15 protein-coding genes, 1 tRNA gene and 1 other RNA gene are annotated in these 16,069 nt (G+C 68.0%); 9 read left to right on the top strand and 8 right to left on the bottom strand.

Features of this window, described 5'->3' with window-relative positions:
- Positions 1–20: 20 nt before the first annotated feature.
- The 4 genes from NA3_RS21915 to NA3_RS21900 form a co-directional block, all read right to left on the bottom strand.
- Complete coding sequence (locus NA3_RS21915) at positions 21–1,025, bottom strand: methyltransferase (RefSeq protein WP_062965512.1); 1,005 nt, start codon at positions 1,023–1,025, stop codon at positions 21–23.
- Complete coding sequence (locus NA3_RS21910; RefSeq protein WP_062965511.1) at positions 1,022–1,912, bottom strand: RNA polymerase sigma-70 factor; 891 nt, start codon at positions 1,910–1,912, stop codon at positions 1,022–1,024. Before NA3_RS21910 ends, NA3_RS21915 begins: the two co-directional genes overlap by 4 nt.
- A gap of 196 nt (positions 1,913–2,108) precedes the next feature.
- A tRNA-Ser gene (locus tag NA3_RS21905) sits at positions 2,109–2,193 on the bottom strand.
- A 44-nt stretch (positions 2,194–2,237) separates the two neighbouring features.
- Positions 2,238–3,212: a hypothetical protein gene (locus NA3_RS21900; RefSeq protein WP_157126589.1), complete on the bottom strand. Its 975-nt coding sequence runs from the start codon at positions 3,210–3,212 to the stop codon at positions 2,238–2,240.
- Positions 3,213–3,319: 107 nt separating this feature from the next.
- Between NA3_RS21900 and ffs the strand changes: the two genes are divergently transcribed.
- Both ffs and NA3_RS21890 read left to right on the top strand, forming a co-directional pair.
- Positions 3,320–3,414, top strand: an RNA gene (gene ffs / locus NA3_RS21895) — signal recognition particle sRNA small type.
- Between the two features lie 126 nt (positions 3,415–3,540).
- Positions 3,541–4,827: an aspartate aminotransferase type Ic gene (locus NA3_RS21890; protein ID WP_062965509.1), complete on the top strand. Its 1,287-nt coding sequence runs from the start codon at positions 3,541–3,543 to the stop codon at positions 4,825–4,827.
- A gap of 76 nt (positions 4,828–4,903) precedes the next feature.
- Here NA3_RS21890 and NA3_RS21885 read toward each other — a convergent pair whose 3' ends face one another.
- Positions 4,904–5,743 (bottom strand): methyltransferase domain-containing protein, encoded by an 840-nt coding sequence (locus NA3_RS21885; protein WP_062965508.1) that lies wholly within the window; start codon positions 5,741–5,743, stop codon positions 4,904–4,906.
- Between the two features lie 140 nt (positions 5,744–5,883).
- On the opposite strand from NA3_RS21885, the gene NA3_RS21880 reads away from it, so the two are divergent.
- Positions 5,884–6,471, top strand: a complete 588-nt coding sequence (locus NA3_RS21880; protein WP_062965507.1) for an HhH-GPD-type base excision DNA repair protein — start codon at positions 5,884–5,886, stop codon at positions 6,469–6,471.
- Between the two features lie 21 nt (positions 6,472–6,492).
- Here the strand turns inward: NA3_RS21880 and NA3_RS21875 are convergent, their stop codons facing one another.
- Positions 6,493–7,248: an SDR family NAD(P)-dependent oxidoreductase gene (locus tag NA3_RS21875; protein ID WP_062965713.1), complete on the bottom strand. Its 756-nt coding sequence runs from the start codon at positions 7,246–7,248 to the stop codon at positions 6,493–6,495.
- A gap of 140 nt (positions 7,249–7,388) precedes the next feature.
- Positions 7,389–8,540 carry an LLM class flavin-dependent oxidoreductase gene (locus tag NA3_RS21870; RefSeq protein WP_062965506.1) on the bottom strand — a complete coding sequence of 384 codons (1,152 nt, stop codon included), beginning with the start codon at positions 8,538–8,540 and terminating at the stop codon, positions 7,389–7,391.
- 174 nt (positions 8,541–8,714) lie between these two features.
- On the opposite strand from NA3_RS21870, the gene NA3_RS21865 reads away from it, so the two are divergent.
- Both NA3_RS21865 and NA3_RS21860 read left to right on the top strand, forming a co-directional pair.
- The gene (locus tag NA3_RS21865; protein ID WP_062965505.1) at positions 8,715–9,410 is read left to right on the top strand and encodes a DUF8020 domain-containing protein; all 696 of its coding nucleotides are present in this window, start codon (positions 8,715–8,717) and stop codon (positions 9,408–9,410) included.
- Between the two features lie 235 nt (positions 9,411–9,645).
- Positions 9,646–10,359: a DUF8020 domain-containing protein gene (locus NA3_RS21860; protein ID WP_128145040.1), complete on the top strand. Its 714-nt coding sequence runs from the start codon at positions 9,646–9,648 to the stop codon at positions 10,357–10,359.
- 99 nt (positions 10,360–10,458) lie between these two features.
- Here the strand turns inward: NA3_RS21860 and bla are convergent, their stop codons facing one another.
- Complete coding sequence (bla, locus tag NA3_RS21855) at positions 10,459–11,409, bottom strand: class A beta-lactamase (protein ID WP_062965712.1); 951 nt, start codon at positions 11,407–11,409, stop codon at positions 10,459–10,461.
- A 127-nt stretch (positions 11,410–11,536) separates the two neighbouring features.
- Here bla and NA3_RS21850 point away from each other — a divergent pair, with 127 nt between their 5' ends.
- The 4 genes from NA3_RS21850 (at position 11,537) to NA3_RS21835 (ending at position 16,066) form a co-directional block, all read left to right on the top strand.
- Positions 11,537–12,424, top strand: a complete 888-nt coding sequence (locus NA3_RS21850) for a LysR family transcriptional regulator (RefSeq protein ID WP_227995501.1) — start codon at positions 11,537–11,539, stop codon at positions 12,422–12,424.
- Between the two features lies 1 nt (position 12,425).
- Positions 12,426–13,334, top strand: coding sequence for a serine hydrolase (locus tag NA3_RS21845; protein WP_062965502.1), 909 nt, complete (start codon positions 12,426–12,428; stop codon positions 13,332–13,334).
- Between the two features lie 84 nt (positions 13,335–13,418).
- A complete protein-coding gene (locus NA3_RS21840; RefSeq protein WP_062965501.1) occupies positions 13,419–14,639 on the top strand; it encodes an acyl-CoA dehydrogenase family protein in 1,221 nt (406 codons plus the stop codon).
- Positions 14,636–16,066, top strand: a complete 1,431-nt coding sequence (locus tag NA3_RS21835; RefSeq protein WP_062965711.1) for an LLM class flavin-dependent oxidoreductase — start codon at positions 14,636–14,638, stop codon at positions 16,064–16,066. Before NA3_RS21840 ends, NA3_RS21835 begins: the two co-directional genes overlap by 4 nt.
- The last annotated feature ends 3 nt before the right edge of the window (positions 16,067–16,069 follow it).

Here is a 16,069-nt window from a genome sequence, read left to right as displayed (position 1 = left end):
TCCGCGGGCGTGGCGAAGTGTCACCGGGCCCGGAACTCCAGCGCGGTCCGCCCGTCCGCGACCGGGGTGGAGGTGTGCAGGATCAGGCCGCATCGCGCACCGAGCTCGGCCAGCTCCGGCACCGTCCGTTCCCGGCCGCCGAAGCACATCAGCATGAACAGGTCGATCGCCGTATCGGCCCCACGCCCCCGAATCGGCTCGATCACCACAACCGCCCCGTAAGGCGCTGCGGCGCGAGCACATTCGGCGAGGATGGCCGCCGCGAACTCGTCGTCCCAGTCGTGCAGGATGTCGGACAGGACATAAGCGTCGCCCCCGGTCGGCAGCGGGTCGAAGAAGCTGCCCGCGACGGCGGTCGCCCGGTCGTCGAGCCCGGCCGCCGCGAATCGCTCGGTGGCCGCGGCGGCCGTCGGCGCCAGATCCAGCACTCGCCCCCGCACGCCGGGATGTGCGCGCAGGATCGCCGTCAGCAAGGTGCCGTCGCCACCGCCGACGTCGAGAAGGTCGCGAAAGCGACTCCAGTCGAAACGTTCTGCGATCTGATCCGCGTAAACCCGGAAGCGGCAATTCATCTGGGCGTCGAAGGACGTGCGCAGCGCGGGCTCCGCCTCCAGATCGGCCCAGAAGTCACGTCCGTACCTGCGTGGATAGGCGGGCCGGCCAGAAGTGATCGTGCTCAGCAGTTCCACGAAGGCCAGTTCCGCCCGCCCGCCCGCGCTACCGATATCGAGCAGCAGCAGTGTGAACGGGTCGGGGGAGTCCGCACTCATCTGATCGCCGAGGCTCGTGGGCCCGTAGTGGCCGGACGCCGCATCGTGGTCGAAGACGCCGACGGTGACCAGATGGTCGAGCAGTCGCCGGAGTGCGGGAGCGGCCGTGCCGGTGCGAGCCGCCAGTTCTTCGGCGGTCGCGCCTGCGGCGCCTGCGTGGTCCACCAGCCGTAGCGTCGCGGCCACGCGGATCGCCATCGGTGTGGCCAGGTCGGCCAGGGCGAGGATCGAGGCGGGTTGCTCCGGCGGACTCATCGGCTGACCGTGGTCTGCTGTTCGACGCGGGAGAGTTTCTCCGGATTGCGGACCACGTACAGGCCGGTGATCAGGCCGTCGTCGAGCCGCATCGCCACCACGTCGTCGATTCGTCCGTCGATCCGCACGATCAGCGCCGGGCAGCCGTTGATCTGCACCGCTTCGACGGTTGCCTCGCTGCGCAGTCGCGGCAGTCCGGTACGCAGCGTGCGGGCGACCCGATCGGCGCCCGCGATCGGCCGCAGGACCGCCTGGACGACGCCGCCGCCGTCGCCGAGCAGCACCACGTCGGGAGCCAGCATGTCGACCAGATGCTGCAGGTCCCCGGTTTCGATGGCTTGCTGGAAGGCTTCGACGGCGCGGCGGGATTCTTCGGCGGACACCGCCCCGCGGGGCCGGCGCGCGGCGACGTGAGCCCGTGCGCGATGGGCGATCTGGCGCACGGCGGCGGGCGTCTTGTCGACGGCCTCGGCGATCTCGTCGTAGCTCAGGTCGAACACCTCGCGCAGCACGAACACCGCTCGTTCCGTCGGTGCGAGCGTTTCCAGCACCAGCAGCATCGCCATCGACACGCTGTCGGCCAACTCCACGTCCTCGGCCACATCGGGCGCGGTCAGCAGCGGTTCCGGCAGCCACGGGCCGACGTAGGACTCCTTGCGGCGGCCGAGCGTGCGCAGCCGGCTCAGAGCCTGCCTGGTGACGATCCGGACCAGGTAGGCACGCTGATCACGGACGTCGTCGAGGTCCACGTCCACCCATCGCAACCAGGTCTCCTGCAGGACGTCCTCGGCGTCGGCCGCCGAACCGAGCATCTCGTAGGCCACCGTGAACAGCAGATTGCGATGGGTGACGAACGCCTCGGTCGCGCCGTCGATGCGCTCGCTCATGGGTGGCTCCTGTCCGTTCACTCGACTCCGGCACACACCAGACGCTCGCCGGTCCCGCGATGTGACACCACCGGCAAGTGATGCGCGTCACTGCGCTGGTGAGTGATCGCCCCGGTCACCGCACGGCGACGGCCGGCCACTGCAGCCACCGACACAAGAAACGCCCGCTACCACTGGGGTAGCGGGCGTTTCGCGGCGGAGGATAGGGGATTTGAACCCCTGAGGGCGTTAACCCAACCCGCGTTCCAGGCGAGCGCCATAGGCCACTAGGCGAATCCTCCGCAGAGCAATATACCGGGTGGACCCCCCGGAACCGCAAACCGGGCTATTTGTGCAGGCCGGCGAGCGCCTTCTTCAATTGGTCCTTGCAGGTGGTGCCGACGTCGTCGCTGTTGATGCTGCCCTCGGCCTGAATCCGTAGTTCCACCTTGACCGAGACGTTGGAGTCCAGGGCCGCGCAGGTGTAGTCGAGGGTCACGAAGCTGGAGTAGTTCTGCTGGTAGGCGGCGTAGTAGGCCTGGCTGCCGATGCCCGCGATATCGCCGGAGGTGCGGCCGCTGCCGGTGGTCTTGGTGTCGTAGTTCTTCCAGCTGTTGAACTGCGGATCGCTGTATTTGCTCTGGAAGTCGGCTTCGAGGTCGATATCGGAGCCGTCGGTGCCGTACTTGCCGGCGCCGTCGTACCGGGCGCGGCAGGTCAGGTTGCCGCCGCCGAAGCTGGAGTCGGGTGCGCGTTCGGTGTGCTCGGGCGCGTCCTTGGGCGTGGGCGCCCACTTGCGCAGCACCGTGGTATCGATGAGCGAGCAGGCGTCGGTGACATTGGCCATCGAATAGTTGCCGTCGACCCCCTTCTTGTCGCCGAGCGGTCCCTTGCTCCCGCCCCCGCCACCGCCGGTGAGCGCGATCACGCCGATCACGATGCCGATCACCACGACCAGGCCGACCACGCCGCCGACGATCCACGCGGCGTTGTTCTTCTTGGGCGGCTGCGGGTACGCCGGTCCTTGTGCATAAGGCGGCGGGAACTGCTGCTGGGGATAATTCGGCACGGACGGCGGTGGCTGCTGCTGGGCGTATGGCTGCTGCGGGGCGCCACCGTGATAGGCGTCGAACCCGGCTCCCAGAACCGTCGGGTCCGCGCCGGTCACGGGCCCGGGACGCCCACCCATGACGGTCGGATCGGTACCGGTGAGCGGCTGCTCCGGAGCCGCCGGCGTCGACCACCAGTGCACGGTTTCGTTGGGCGGGTTACCCAGCCCCGGATACTCGGGCCCACCGTGCGGTGGATTACTGCCTGTCACGTCTTTCCTCCGGTCCTGGCGCGGAAGCCCCCTCGAAAAATGTCGCAGGTGATCGTATCGACTCCGCCCGGATTCCACTCGAGTGGACAGTTGTGACTACACTGGCCGACGGATCCCGCGCGGCGCGCATCCTGTGAACTCCCCCAGGGCCGGAAGGCAGCAAGGGTCAACGGGCTCTGCCGGGTGCGCGGGGTCCCCTTTACTTTCCGGGGGGAAATATTCTTATCTGCCACGGGGCGCGTCCGGCGAGTAACGTGGTCGGCTGGGTCCGCGCCAGAAGCGCAGGATCCGTCCACCTGTTACCTCGCTGCTTGAAAGGCTGCTCAGGATGCCCCGGCAAACGCAGATCGGTTTGATGAGCCATGCGGAACTCGTATCGGAACACGAGACGCAGACCGCGAACTACGCGAAGCTCCAGACCGAGAAGCTCACGCTGGATCTGACGAGGGGCAAGCCCTCGCCGGAGCAACTCGATCTCTCCGCCGGCCTGCTCGCCCTGCCGGGCGCCGACGACTACCGCGACGGCACCGGCACCGACTGCCGCAACTACGGCGGCCTGCACGGCCTGCCGGAGTTGCGCGCGATCTTCGGTGAACTGCTGGGCATTCCGGTCGAGAACCTGCTCGCCGGCAACAACGCCAGCCTGGAGCTGATGCACGACGTGATCGTGTTCGCGATGCTGCACGGTACGGCCGATTCGACGACCCGCTGGGCCGACGAGCCGATCAAGTTCCTGTGCCCGAGCCCGGGATACGATCGCCACTTCGGGATCACCGAAACGCTGGGCGTGCAGATGATTCCGATCGCCATCAACCACGACGGCCCGGACGTGCACGCGATCGCGGAACTGGTCGCCGCCGACCCGCAGATCAAGGGCCTGTGGGCGGTCCCCAACTACTCCAACCCGACCGGCGTGAACTTCTCCGAAGAGGTTGTGCGCGAACTTGTTTCGATGCCCACCGCGGCGCCGGACTTCCGCCTGTTCTGGGACAACGCCTACGCGGTGCACCCGCTGACCGATACCGCCGCCCCGGTGTTCGATGTGCTCGGAATGGCCGCCGCGGCCGGAAACCCCAACCGGCCCTTCGTCTTCGCCTCCACGTCGAAGATCACCTTCGCCGGTGCCGGTGTCAGCTTCTTCGGCGCGTCCACCGAGAACCTGACCTGGTACCTGAAGTACGCCGCGAAGAAGAGCATCGGCCCGGACAAGGTGAACCAGTTGCGTCACCTGCGCTTCTTCGGTGATGCCGAGGGGGTGCGCCGGCACATGCAGGCCCACCGCGCCGTGCTCGAGCCGAAATTCAAACTGGTGCTGCGGATCCTGGAGGATCGTCTGGGCGCCTCGAAGGTCGCCTCCTGGACCGAGCCCAAGGGCGGCTACTTCATCAGCCTGGACGTGGTCGAGGGCACGGCCGCGCGCGTGGTGGCGCTGGCCAAGGAGGCCGGCATCGCCCTGACACCCGCCGGTTCGGCGTTCCCCTACGGAAAAGACCCGGAGGACAAGAACATTCGCATCGCCCCCAGTTTCCCGTCGCTCGCCGACCTGGAGAAGGCGATGGACGGTCTGGCGACCTGTGTCCTGCTCGCGGCCACCGAGAAGCTGCTGGGGAAGTAGAGCGGCGCGACCTGCCACGGAGTCGGCTGCATGGTTCGCGGCCCCTGTTCGGGGGCCGCGAACCGATCTTCGCCCGTTACTGCGGCTTGTGCGCCAGTACCGCGAACATCGTCACCGAGAGGTGGATGTCACCGGTGCGCGCGCCGGCTTCCAGCTCCGCCAGCAACTCCCGCCGCTGCGCCTCGGTGATCGCCCCGCGTGCCTCCGCCATCCCGGCGATGCGGGCCACCAGCGCACCCGCGCCGGCGCTCGCGTCCTGGACCAGCGCATGCGAGCCGATATCGTCGACGACCAGTCCCGCGCCGGCGAGCAGGCCGGGCAGCCGCCGTCCCGAGAACGGGTTGGTGGTGTTGGTGATCAGGGTTTCGACCACCTCGTGCACGACCCGCCGGTCGCCGGGATGCACGATGGCGGTGCCCCAGTCGCTGTCCATGACGACGACGCGTCCGCCCGGCTTCAATACCCGCGCGATCTCCCGCGCGGCGCGCGCCGGAGCGGTCAGATGCTGGAAGACCCGTTCGCACAGCGCGACATCGAAGGTGTCACCGCCGAACGGGAGTCCGTAGGCATCGCCGGGCACGAACCGGGCCGGCGAATTGTGCTGGGCCGCACGGCGTTCCGCCCCGGCCAGCAGATTCGGATCGGGTTCGACGCCGACCGCGTCACCGGTCGGGCCGACGGCGTCGGCGAAGACCAGCACCTCCGAGCCGGTGCCGGAGCCGATGTCGACCGCACTCTCGCCCGGAGCGACGGCCAGGGCGTCGTGCGCCCAGCGGCGTAGTCCGCGAATTCCGGGCAGTGCTGCCTGCAGATCGTGAACATCGATGAGCTGGTCGCGGCCCGCGCGATCGAAACGGTCCGGCCTCAGCCCTGAGGGTGAGGAATTGTCTGCCGAGGAGCTGTGTGTGGGCGCCATATCTTCCACCGTGGGTGTTGCCAAAGTGTCGGGCATGAAGATTCACCCTACGCGCGCAGAAAAGCTACGGGTGGGTAGGCATGTGAGTCCCGTCACGTCGGTTGGTAGGCGGATATCCGGCCGTCTGCCATGATCGATACATGGTGAGCCGCAAAGTGTGCCTCGCGCAGGAACCGGAGTCGGACAAGCTGTTGTCGGAGGACGACTTCGCCCTCTTGACCGGGATGCTGCTGGATCAGCAGTTTCCCCTCGAACATGCGTTCCGCGGTCCGAAGAAGATCGCCGACCGTATGAACGGTTTCGATATCCACCGGATCGCGGAGGCCGATCCGGAGGAGTTCGAGGAATTGGGCGCGACCCCGCCCGCCATCCACCGCTACGGCCGCTCGATGGCCCGGCGCACCCAGGAACTGGCCCGCTACGTCGTCGAACACTATGACGGCATCACCTCCGAAATCTGGACTCGCGACGATCCCGACGGCAAGGAAGTGCTGCGCCGGTTGAAGGAACTGCCCGGCTACGGCGATCAGAAGGCACGTATCTTCCTGGCGCTGCTGGGCAAACAACTCGGTGTGCGGCCGGCGGGGTGGGAGAAGGCGGCCGGCGCCTACTCGGAGCCGAATTCGCGCCGCTCGGCCGCCGATATCGTCGACAACGAGTCACTGCTCGAGGTGCGGGCGTTCAAGAAGCAGATGAAGGCCGCCGCGAAGGAAGCCAAGGCGACATAGCCCGGGCTCGAGGCGGTCCGGCTACTGCGCGGTGTATCCGCCGTCGACCAGGTGATAACTGCCGGTGATGAACGTGGCCGCATCGCTGGCCAGGAAGGCGACCAGCCCCGCGACCTCCTCCGGGGTGCCCAGCCTGCCCAGGGCGTGTTTCTGGGCGAGGAAAGCCTGCGTTTCCTCGTCGAGGTTGGCGCCGAGCAGCGGAGTGTGGATGAAGCCGGGCCCGACGGCGGTGACCCGCACGCCCTGGGCGGCGTATTCCAGGGCCGCGTTCTGGGTCAGGCCGAGCAGGCCGTGTTTGGCCGTGACGTACGCCGAGGAATTCGCGAATCCGACGCTGCCGAGAATCGACGCCATATTCACGATGGCGCCGCCGCCCGCGGCCGCGACGACCGGAAGTTGTTCGCGCAGCGCGTAGAACACGCCGTCGAGGTTCACCGACAAGACCTTGCGCCAGCCCTCCAGCGAATAGTCACCGATCAGCGCACTCTCCCCGCTGATGCCGGCGTTGTTGACCGCGATCCGCAGGGGTCCCAGTTCAGCGGCGGCCGCGACGCTGCGCCGGACGGTCTCCGGATCGGAGGCATCGCCGGCGAAGCCGCTCGCCTGCCCGCCCGCACCGCGAATCTCCTCGACCACCGTATTCGCGGCGTCCTCGTCGAGATCGAACACCAGGACCGCGGCGCCACTGCGTGCGAGTTCGTGCGCGACCGCCCGTCCGATCCCGGAACCGCCACCGCTGACTATTGCTGCTCGGTTGCTTACGTCGTATACGGCCATGATCGACACCCTCTCCGAGACATCGGTTAGCTCATGTACGGGGTTCTGATCGCTCGCCAACGAGTGTAGCTATGTGTTAGCGGCTGTATAGATCACCCGGTGAGCATGCCGAGAGGGTGCCGGCCGGAATTCGTGGCAGGTTAGCTGCTGCTCGCGGCCGCGGTGGCGAATGGTGTTGTGGCGACCCGGTTTTCGCGATGAGCGGGCGGCTGCCACAGTCCGCGGCGCTGCAGGATCGGCAGGACTCCCTCGCCGAACCAGTACGCCTCCTCCACATGCGGATAACCGGAGAGAATGAACTGCGTTATGCCGAGGCGGGAGTATTCGATCAGCCGCTCGGCCACCTCTTCGTGCGAGCCGACCAGCGCCGTTCCCGCGCCGCCGCGCACCAGTCCGACACCGGCCCACAGGTTGGGCGCGATCTCGAGCCGATCGGTGTTGCCACCGTGCAGTTCCAGCATCCGCCGCTGGCCCTCGGATTCACTCTGGGCCAGATTCGCCTGCACCCGTTCGATATCCGCCGGGTTCACCGCTTGCAGCAGGCGATCGGCCTCGGCCCAGGCCTGTTCGGACGTGTCGCGGGAGATGACGTGGATGCGCAGGCCGTAATCGAGGATGCGGCCCTCGTCCACCGCGAGCCGGCGGATCCACTCCAGCTTCTTGCTCACCGCGAACAGCGGTTCACCCCAGGTGAGGTAGGTGTCGGTGTAGCGGGCGGCCACCGGTCCGGCGGCGGCCGACGAGCCACCGAAGAACACCGGCGGAATCGGATCCGGCCGGTTGTTCAGTTGCGCGTTGCGCACCCGCAGATGTTTGCCTTCGAACGTCACCGGGGCGTCGGAGCCCCACAGTTCGCGCACGATGTGCAGGAACTCGCCGGTGCGCTCGTACCGCTGTTCCTTGTCCAGGAAGTCGCCGTAGGCCTGCTGTTCGTGCGGTTCGCCGCCGGTCACGACGTTCAGCAGCAGGCGTCCGCGTGAATGCCGCTGGAAGGTTCCCGCCATCTGCGCGGCGAGGGTGGGACTCACCACACCGGGACGGAAGGCGACCAGGAATTTCAGCGTTTCCGTGGTCTCCACCAGCATGGCCGTCGTCAGCCAGGCATCCTCACACCATGCGCCGGTCGGCGTCAGCACCGCCTCGAAGCCGTTCTCCTCCGCGGCACCCGCGATCTGGTTCAGATAGCGCAGCGAGGCCGGACGATCGCCCGACATCGAGGTGCCGTGACCGCCCGCGACCAGATTGCGGGAATCGCCATAGGTGGGAAGGAACCAGTGGAACGACAGACTCATTCGGGTCATGATCAACGATGACCGGAAGTGAGTCACCGGTTGTAATCGGGCTGGTTCTTATCCTGGCCCATCCGCGTCGAACGCCCGCAAACTCCACCGATGCCGTGTGTCTGTGCCGGACACGGCAACCTGTGCTGCCGCGTGCCGGCAGTCGGAAAGTCGAGGATTCAAGCAGTGAAGATGAGGAAATTCGCCGTGCTCACGGCGCTGGTCGCTACGACGTTGGGTGCGCTGGCGGGGACGGTTCAGGCCGCTCCGGCCGCCGACGACGGTGTCGTGAACTACCAGGCGAGGTCCACGGAGAACGCGGCGATCATTTCGACCGACGCCGGGTCGCTGGATGTCGAGGACGGCGTATTCACGATCAAGGCCGCCAACGGGACCACCGTGGCCGGAACCCCATTGCGGTTCCGTGTCGACGATTTCGAGTTCCCGATCGCCGCCGACATCTCCGGTCGCACGGCGACGCTCACCCCGCAGTTCGATCTGCAGCACGCGGTCTACAAGCCGGTCGCCCTCCCGTTCGAGGACAGCGCGCCGTGGAAGACCCCGTACGAGCGTGAGGTCGCCGCCTTCACTCGTCTCAAGGACACCATCGCCACCGGCGCTGCCATCGGCACCGCGGCCGGTGGTATCGGCGGCGCGGTCATCGGCTGCATCGCGGGCGCTGCCCTCGGTGTCGTCGCCACCGGTGCGCTGGCCACCCTGTTCGGCCTCGGCCCGCTCGGCGGCTGTGTCGCCGGTGCCGCCGCCGTCGGCTTCCTGGGTGTGCTCGCCGGCCAGATCTTCGTGACCGCCCCGGTCGCGATCGGCGCCGCGATCCAGTACTTCTCCACCATCAACGAGCCGTTCAAGGCCCCGGCCAAGTGAAGTGCTCGCCGGCCCCACCCCTGAGCCGGTAATTATTTCAGTGGCCGAATTAAAAGGACCCTCGCACTTTCGAGTGCGAGGGTTCTTTTTTAATTTGTGAGATTCGATTTATTTTTCCTCGGCCGGGTATTCGAATCCATCTGGTTATTAACCTCGTCGCTTTTTCGCATTCATCACAAACTGGATAAAGCCGCTCCGGCGGAATGCAATGAGTGATGAGGAAAAAGCAGTGAAGATGAGGAACTTTACCGCGGTCGCGGCGACGGTGGCCGCCGCCGTCGGCGTGACGGCCGGCACCGTGAATGCCGCACCCGCCGCACCCGACGAGGGTGCCGTCAACTACCAGGCATCGACGAACGAGAAGTCGACGATCATATCCACCGACGCCGGTTCGCTGGACGTGGAGAATGGTGTTTTCAAGATCAAGGCCGCCAATGGGACGACCCTGGCCGGAACCGAATTGAAGTTCCGGGTCGACGATTTCGAATTCCCGATCGCGGCCGATATCGCCGGTCGCACGGCGACCCTGACTCCGCAGTTCGATCTGCAGCACGCGGTCTACAAGCCGGTCGCGCTCCCGTTCGAGGACCAGGCGCCGTGGAAGACACCCTATGACCGAGAAGTCGCGGCCTGGACCCGCCTGACCAGCACCATCACCGCGGGCGCCACGATCGGCACGCTGGTCGGTGGTCTCACCGGCGGAGCGGTGGGCTGCTTGCTCGGCGGCATCGCGGGTGCGACCGTGGCCGCGGCCGCGATCGTCGGCCTGTTCGGCGCCTTCCTGCCCGCGGCCGTGGTCGGTTGCATCGGCGGCATCATCGCCGTCGGTGCGCTGGGCACGCTGGCGGGCCAGCTGCTCGTCACGGCACCGGTGGCGATTCTGGCGGTCGCCCAGTACTTCACCACCATCAATGCGCCGTTCACCCCTGCTCCGGCTCCGGCCAAGTAGGGGAGAGCGGTATCCCACCGGGTACCCGGGTCGATCGGCACCGACCCGGGTACCCGGCCTTTGCGGAAAAACCGGGTGGCACAGGGTGATTCGGCACGTTCAGCGCGGAATCGCAGTGCCGTCCAGGGTGGCGATCGCGATCGTGGCGGCACGGGCGATCGCCGCGGTGTCGTATTCGGCGTCCGGCCGGTCGCGGGTGGACAGGATCGTCAGCACGATCGGCGCGCGTCCCGGCGGCCACGCCACGGCGATGTCGTTGCGCGTTCCGTAGTCGCCGGCGCCGGTCTTGTCGCCGACCTGCCAGCCCGCCGGTACCCCGGCCCGGATCAGCGCACCACCGGTGGTGTTGGCACGCAGCAGACCGGTGAGCACGTCGCGGTCGCCGGCGGCGACCGACGGGTCGAGCACGTAGTGCCGCAGATCGGCGGCCAGCGCGCGCGGCGTGCTGGTGTCGCGCTCGTCGCCGGGCAGGGCCTCGTTCAGCGTGGTCTCGGTGCGGTCCATCCGCGTGGTCGTATCGCCGATGGCACGCAGCCGCTGCTGCAACCCCTGCGGGCCGCCGAGTTCGGCGAACATGAGATTGCCGGCGGTGTTGTCGCTGAACCGCACCGCGGCGTCCATGATCTCGCGCAGGGTCAGGCCCTGGTCGACATGGCGTTCGGTGACCGGGGAATTGGGTACCAGATCGGCCCGGGTGTAGGTGATGCGACGGTCGAGTTCGGCGGGTGGGAGGGTGCTCAGCAACGCGCCGGCGGCCAGCGCCTTGAACGTCGAGCAATACGGAAACCGCTCGTCCGAACGGTATTCCACGGCCCGGCCGGTTCCGGTGTCGAGCGCGTAGACGCCGAGCCGGCCGTGCAGGCGAGCCTCCAGATCGTGGAATTCGGCCAGCGCTTCGGCGGCGAGCGGAACCGCCGATGTGGGCGCGGTGGTCGATACGGGCGCGGTCGATACGGGCGCGGCGCCGCGATCGGCACCGCAGGCGCTCAGCGGTATGAGCGCGGCAGCGGCCGCGACCAGCACGGGCGAGCGGGTGAAGCGAGGGGGCATCATATGCGTTCCTTGTGGATGGATGGCTGTGAGCGCTCGCAGCAAGAGTGGCAGCCCTCGCGCATGCTGTCCAAGACACCTGTGGCGGTATCCATGCCGTTTCGGCATAGACTGCGCGATCGTGGATATGGTCGCGGCCTGTAAGGCGTTCGTCGCGGTGAGCGGCCTCGGTAGCTTCACCGCGGGTGCGGCCGCCGCGCAGATCCCGCAATCGGTCGCCAGTCGCCGGATCGCGGCGCTGGAACGGCACTTCGGCGCGCGATTGCTCGAACGAACCTCGCGCACGGCCACATTGACCTCGTTCGGTCGCGATATGTTGCCGTCGGCGCGGAGGCTGGTCGAGGCGGCCGAGGCCCTGGCGGAGCATGCCGAGCGGGCCCGCCAGCGCCCGTTCCGACTGGCGCTGCCCGCCATCTGCGGGCCGGTGCCACTGGCCGGGCTGATCGCCGAATGCCGCAGCGCGCAACTGAGGCTCGATCCGGAGCCGGCCGACCCGGCGCGGCGCGCGGAACTCACCCGCACCCACGAGGTGCGTGCCGCCATCCTGGCTGTCCCCGCCGATCGCGGCCTCTGGCGCGTACCGCTGGGCCTGGCCGACACCACGGGCCCGCACAGCGCGCCGATCTTCCTGGAAACCCTTCGCGTACTGCGCATTTCGGGACAACAACGTCGGCGCGCCGTGTGGATCCAGCCGGAGGACGATGTGCCCCACATCCGTGATCGGATCACCCGGCTGCGCGATTCGCTCGGCTTGCGCCCGGCCCAGGTGATGGTCGCGCCGTCGCTGGTCACCGCGGTCGCCGAGGTACTCGACGGCAGCGATCTGCTGTTGTGCTCACCCGCCCAGGCCGCCGAACTGGGCCTGCACTGGCGGCCCATCGGGGGGTTGGAGCTCGCCCGGGGCTACGACATCGCGGCGGGATCGCGCGAGGACGCCGAACGCCTTCGCGCATTGGGCGCCGAACCGATCGGCCGCTGTCTCGGTGTGCCGGACGAACGCGACGAGGAAATCTGACATGGGTGTCTCGACCGCACTGCGCCGCGCGCGCACGGAACTGCACGACGCCGGTCTGGACGGCTCCGTCCTGGTGCGCGATCTCGACACCGGCGACGAGCTGGGCCTCGACGCCGAACTGGAATTGCCGATCGCCTCGCTGGTGAAGGTGCCGCTCGTGCTGGCGACGATGGAACGGGTGATGCGCGGCGACATCGACCCGGCGACCCCGATCCGAGTACTGCCCGGCCGCAGCACGGTGGCCGGCCCGACCGGGTTGAGCAGATTTCGCCATCCGGCCACGGTCGCGGTCGAGGATCTGATGTATCTGAGCGTCGCGATCAGCGACGGCGGCGCCACCGACGCCCTGTTCGAGCTGACTCCGCCCGACGCGGTGACCGCCGAATTGCGCCGCCTGGGTCACGAGGGCATCGCGGTGCGGCATCTGGCCGACGATCTGGTGCGGACCCCGGCCGAGCAGTTCGCCCCGGCGGATGGTCACCTCGCCCATGCCCTGGCCATCGAGGCCGCCACGGCCGGACGCGGGCATCCGGTCGCCCAACTCGACATCAGCCATGCCAATACCGGCAGTGCGCGGGCGTTCGCCGATCTGCTCGCCGAAGTGTGGCGGCCGGTGCGGGCCCACCGCGACGCGGCCGCGCGAGTGCGAGAGTTTTTGTCGGACAACTTGTTACGTCAACGGCTCGCCCCCGAGTTCAGCTCCGACGCCACCCGCTGGTCGTCGAAGACGGGCACGCTGCTGAACCTGCGCCACGAGGCGGGCGTCGCCGAGCACGCCGACGGGCAAACCCTGGCCGTAGTCGTGCTGACCCGGTCGCGGGTGCCCGCCGTGGTGCAACCCGGCGCGGAGGCCGCGATGGCCACAGCGGCGCGGATCCTGCACGACGAATTGCGCATGCGGCCCTCCTGAGGGCGGCCGCGGCGCGTGCCGGATAGTTATGTTCCCGCTGCGTGTAACGGGTGAGCGAATCGCGCCGCCGGGTCATCGTCGGGTATGGCCTCCACAGCACCGCAGCAGATCACCGATCGCGACCTCGACGACATCTTCGGACCCGTATTCGACCGTATCGCCACCGGGGCGGTGGCGCGCGAGATCGATCGCCGCCTGGCCTACGAGGAGGTCGACTGGCTGCGGCAAGCCGGATTCGGGGCGCTCCGGGTGCCGGCCGAATACGGCGGCTTCGGCGTCAGCGTGCGGCAGCTGTTCCGGCTGCTGATCGACCTCGCCGCCGCGGAATCCAATCTGCCGCAAGCGCTTCGAGTGCATTTCTCCTTCGTCGAGGATCAGCTGCTGGCCGAGCCCGGTCCCGCGCGTGAGCACTGGCTGCGCGCGGCCGGGTCCGGCGCCCTGGTGGGCAATGCCATCACCGAACCGGGCATCGGCGCGGTCGACCGCTACCGCACCCGGCTGACCCGCGGCACCGATGACGACTGGCTGCTCAATGGCACCAAGTACTACAGCACCGGCTCGCTGTACGCGGACTACATCCTCGCCGCCGCCGATCGGGACGGTGAGCGGGTATCGGTGCTGGTCGACGCGAACGCCGACGGGGTGCGGCAGAGCGACGACTGGGACGGTTTCGGCCAGCGGCTGACCGCCAGCGGCACAACGGAATTCAACGATGTGCGGATCACCGAAGAGCGAGTGCTCGGCCCGGGGTACGGCGCGCCCGGCCGCACCTACGCCACCTCGTACCTGCAGTTGGTGCAGTTGGCGGTGCTGGCCGGTATCGCCCAGCGGGCGGAATCCGACGTTCGGGCCTGGGTCGCCGACCGCACCCGCAGCTACACCCATTCGGTCGCCGATCTGCCCCGCCACGACCCGCTGGTTCAGCAGGTGATCGGAAAGCTGTCGGCCGCGGCGTTCTCGGCGCGGGCCAGTGTGCTGGCCGTGGCCGACCTGCTGGACGACGTGCTGGCCGCCGGCGCGCAGGACGAGGCGGCGCTGGACGCGGTCGAATTGGCTTCGGCGCAGGCACAACTGGGTGTGATCGACACGGTCCTGTCCGCCACCACCCAGCTGTTCGAGGTCGGCGGCGCCTCGATCACCTCCGAAGACCTGCGACTGGACCGGCATTGGCGCAATGCCCGCACCATCTCGGTGCACAATCCCGCCGTGCAGAAGGCGCGGGCGATCGGCGACCACCTGCTCAACGGAACCGAACTCCCGTACGCGTGGAGCGCGGGCAGCCGCGAGGCCCAGGTGCGGTCATGACCCGGCGCATCCGTTTCAACGCCTTCGATATGAATTGTGTGGCGCACCAGTCCCCGGGACTGTGGCGCCACCCCGAGGACCAGTCGCATCGCTACAAGGAGCTGAGCTACTGGACCGAATTGGCGAAACTGCTGGAACGCGGCCGTTTCGACGGCATCTTCATCGCCGACGTGCTGGGCATCTACGACGTGTACGGCGGTAACGACATCGCCGCGCTGCGCCAGGGCGCGCAGGTGCCGGTCGCCGATCCGCTGCTGCTGGTCTCGGCGATGGCGGCGGTGACCGAACATCTGGGTTTCGGCATCACCACCGGCACCGGGTTCGAGCATCCCTTCCCGTTCGCCCGGCGGCTGTCGACGCTGGATCATCTGACCAACGGCCGATTGGGCTGGAATGTGGTGACCGGATATCTGCCCTCGGCCGCCGCCAATATGGGTGAGTCCGAACATCTCGACCACGACGAGCGCTACAACCACGCCGACGAGTACCTCGAGGTGCTGTACAAGCTCTGGGAAGGGTCGTGGGAGGACGACGCGGTCGTGCGCGACCGAGCGCAGGGCGTCTACGTCGATCCGGCGAAGGTGCATCACATCGGTCACGCCGGAAAGCACTTCACGGTGCCGGGTATCCACCTGTCGGAGCCCTCGCCGCAGCGGACCCCGGTGATCTACCAGGCGGGTGCCTCGCCGCGCGGCGTCGCCTTCGCCGCCGAGAACGCCGAGGCGATCTTCGTCGCCGCGCCGTCGAAACGAGTTCTGGCGCAGACCGTCACCCGCATTCGCGATGCGCTGGAGGCGGCCGGTCGCGACCGCTACGCCGCCCGGATCTACGCGCTCGCCACCATCATCACCGATGCCACCGACGAAGCGGCACACCGCAAATACGACGAATACCGCTCGTATGCCAGCGTCGAGGGCGGCCTGGTGTTCATGTCCGGCTGGATGGGTATCGACCTGTCGCGATACGACCTCGACGACCCGATCGGTGAGGTGAACAGCAACGCGATCCTGTCCGCCGTCGCCGCGTTCCAGGAATTCGACGACGACGGGCGGGAATGGACCGTGCGGGATATCGCGGCCTGGGCCGGCATCGGCGGAATGGGACCGGTGTTCGTCGGATCGGGTGCGTCCGTCGCGGACCGGCTTCAGGAATGGGTCGACGAGACCGATATCGACGGCTACAACCTGGCCTACGCGATCACTCCGGGGACATTCGAAGATATTGTGCAACACGTGATTCCGGTGCTGACCGAGCGTGGCGCCTACCCGCGGGAATACGTCCCGGGTACCCTGCGCAACGCGCTGTTCGGCGCGGGCGACCGGCTGCCGGACGACCATCGCGGCGCGCGCTACCGGCTCGGCGGACCGGGTTCGACGGTGTTGCCGGACGAGCAGGTGCGACCGCAGGCGGGCGTCATCGTGACCTGACGG

This window comes from Nocardia africana NBRC 100379, from assembly GCF_001612635.1.
Classification (GTDB): domain Bacteria; phylum Actinomycetota; class Actinomycetes; order Mycobacteriales; family Mycobacteriaceae; genus Nocardia; species Nocardia africana.
The sequence above is the reverse complement of the archived record's forward strand: the minus strand, read 5'-3'. Positions and strand labels throughout refer to the sequence as shown.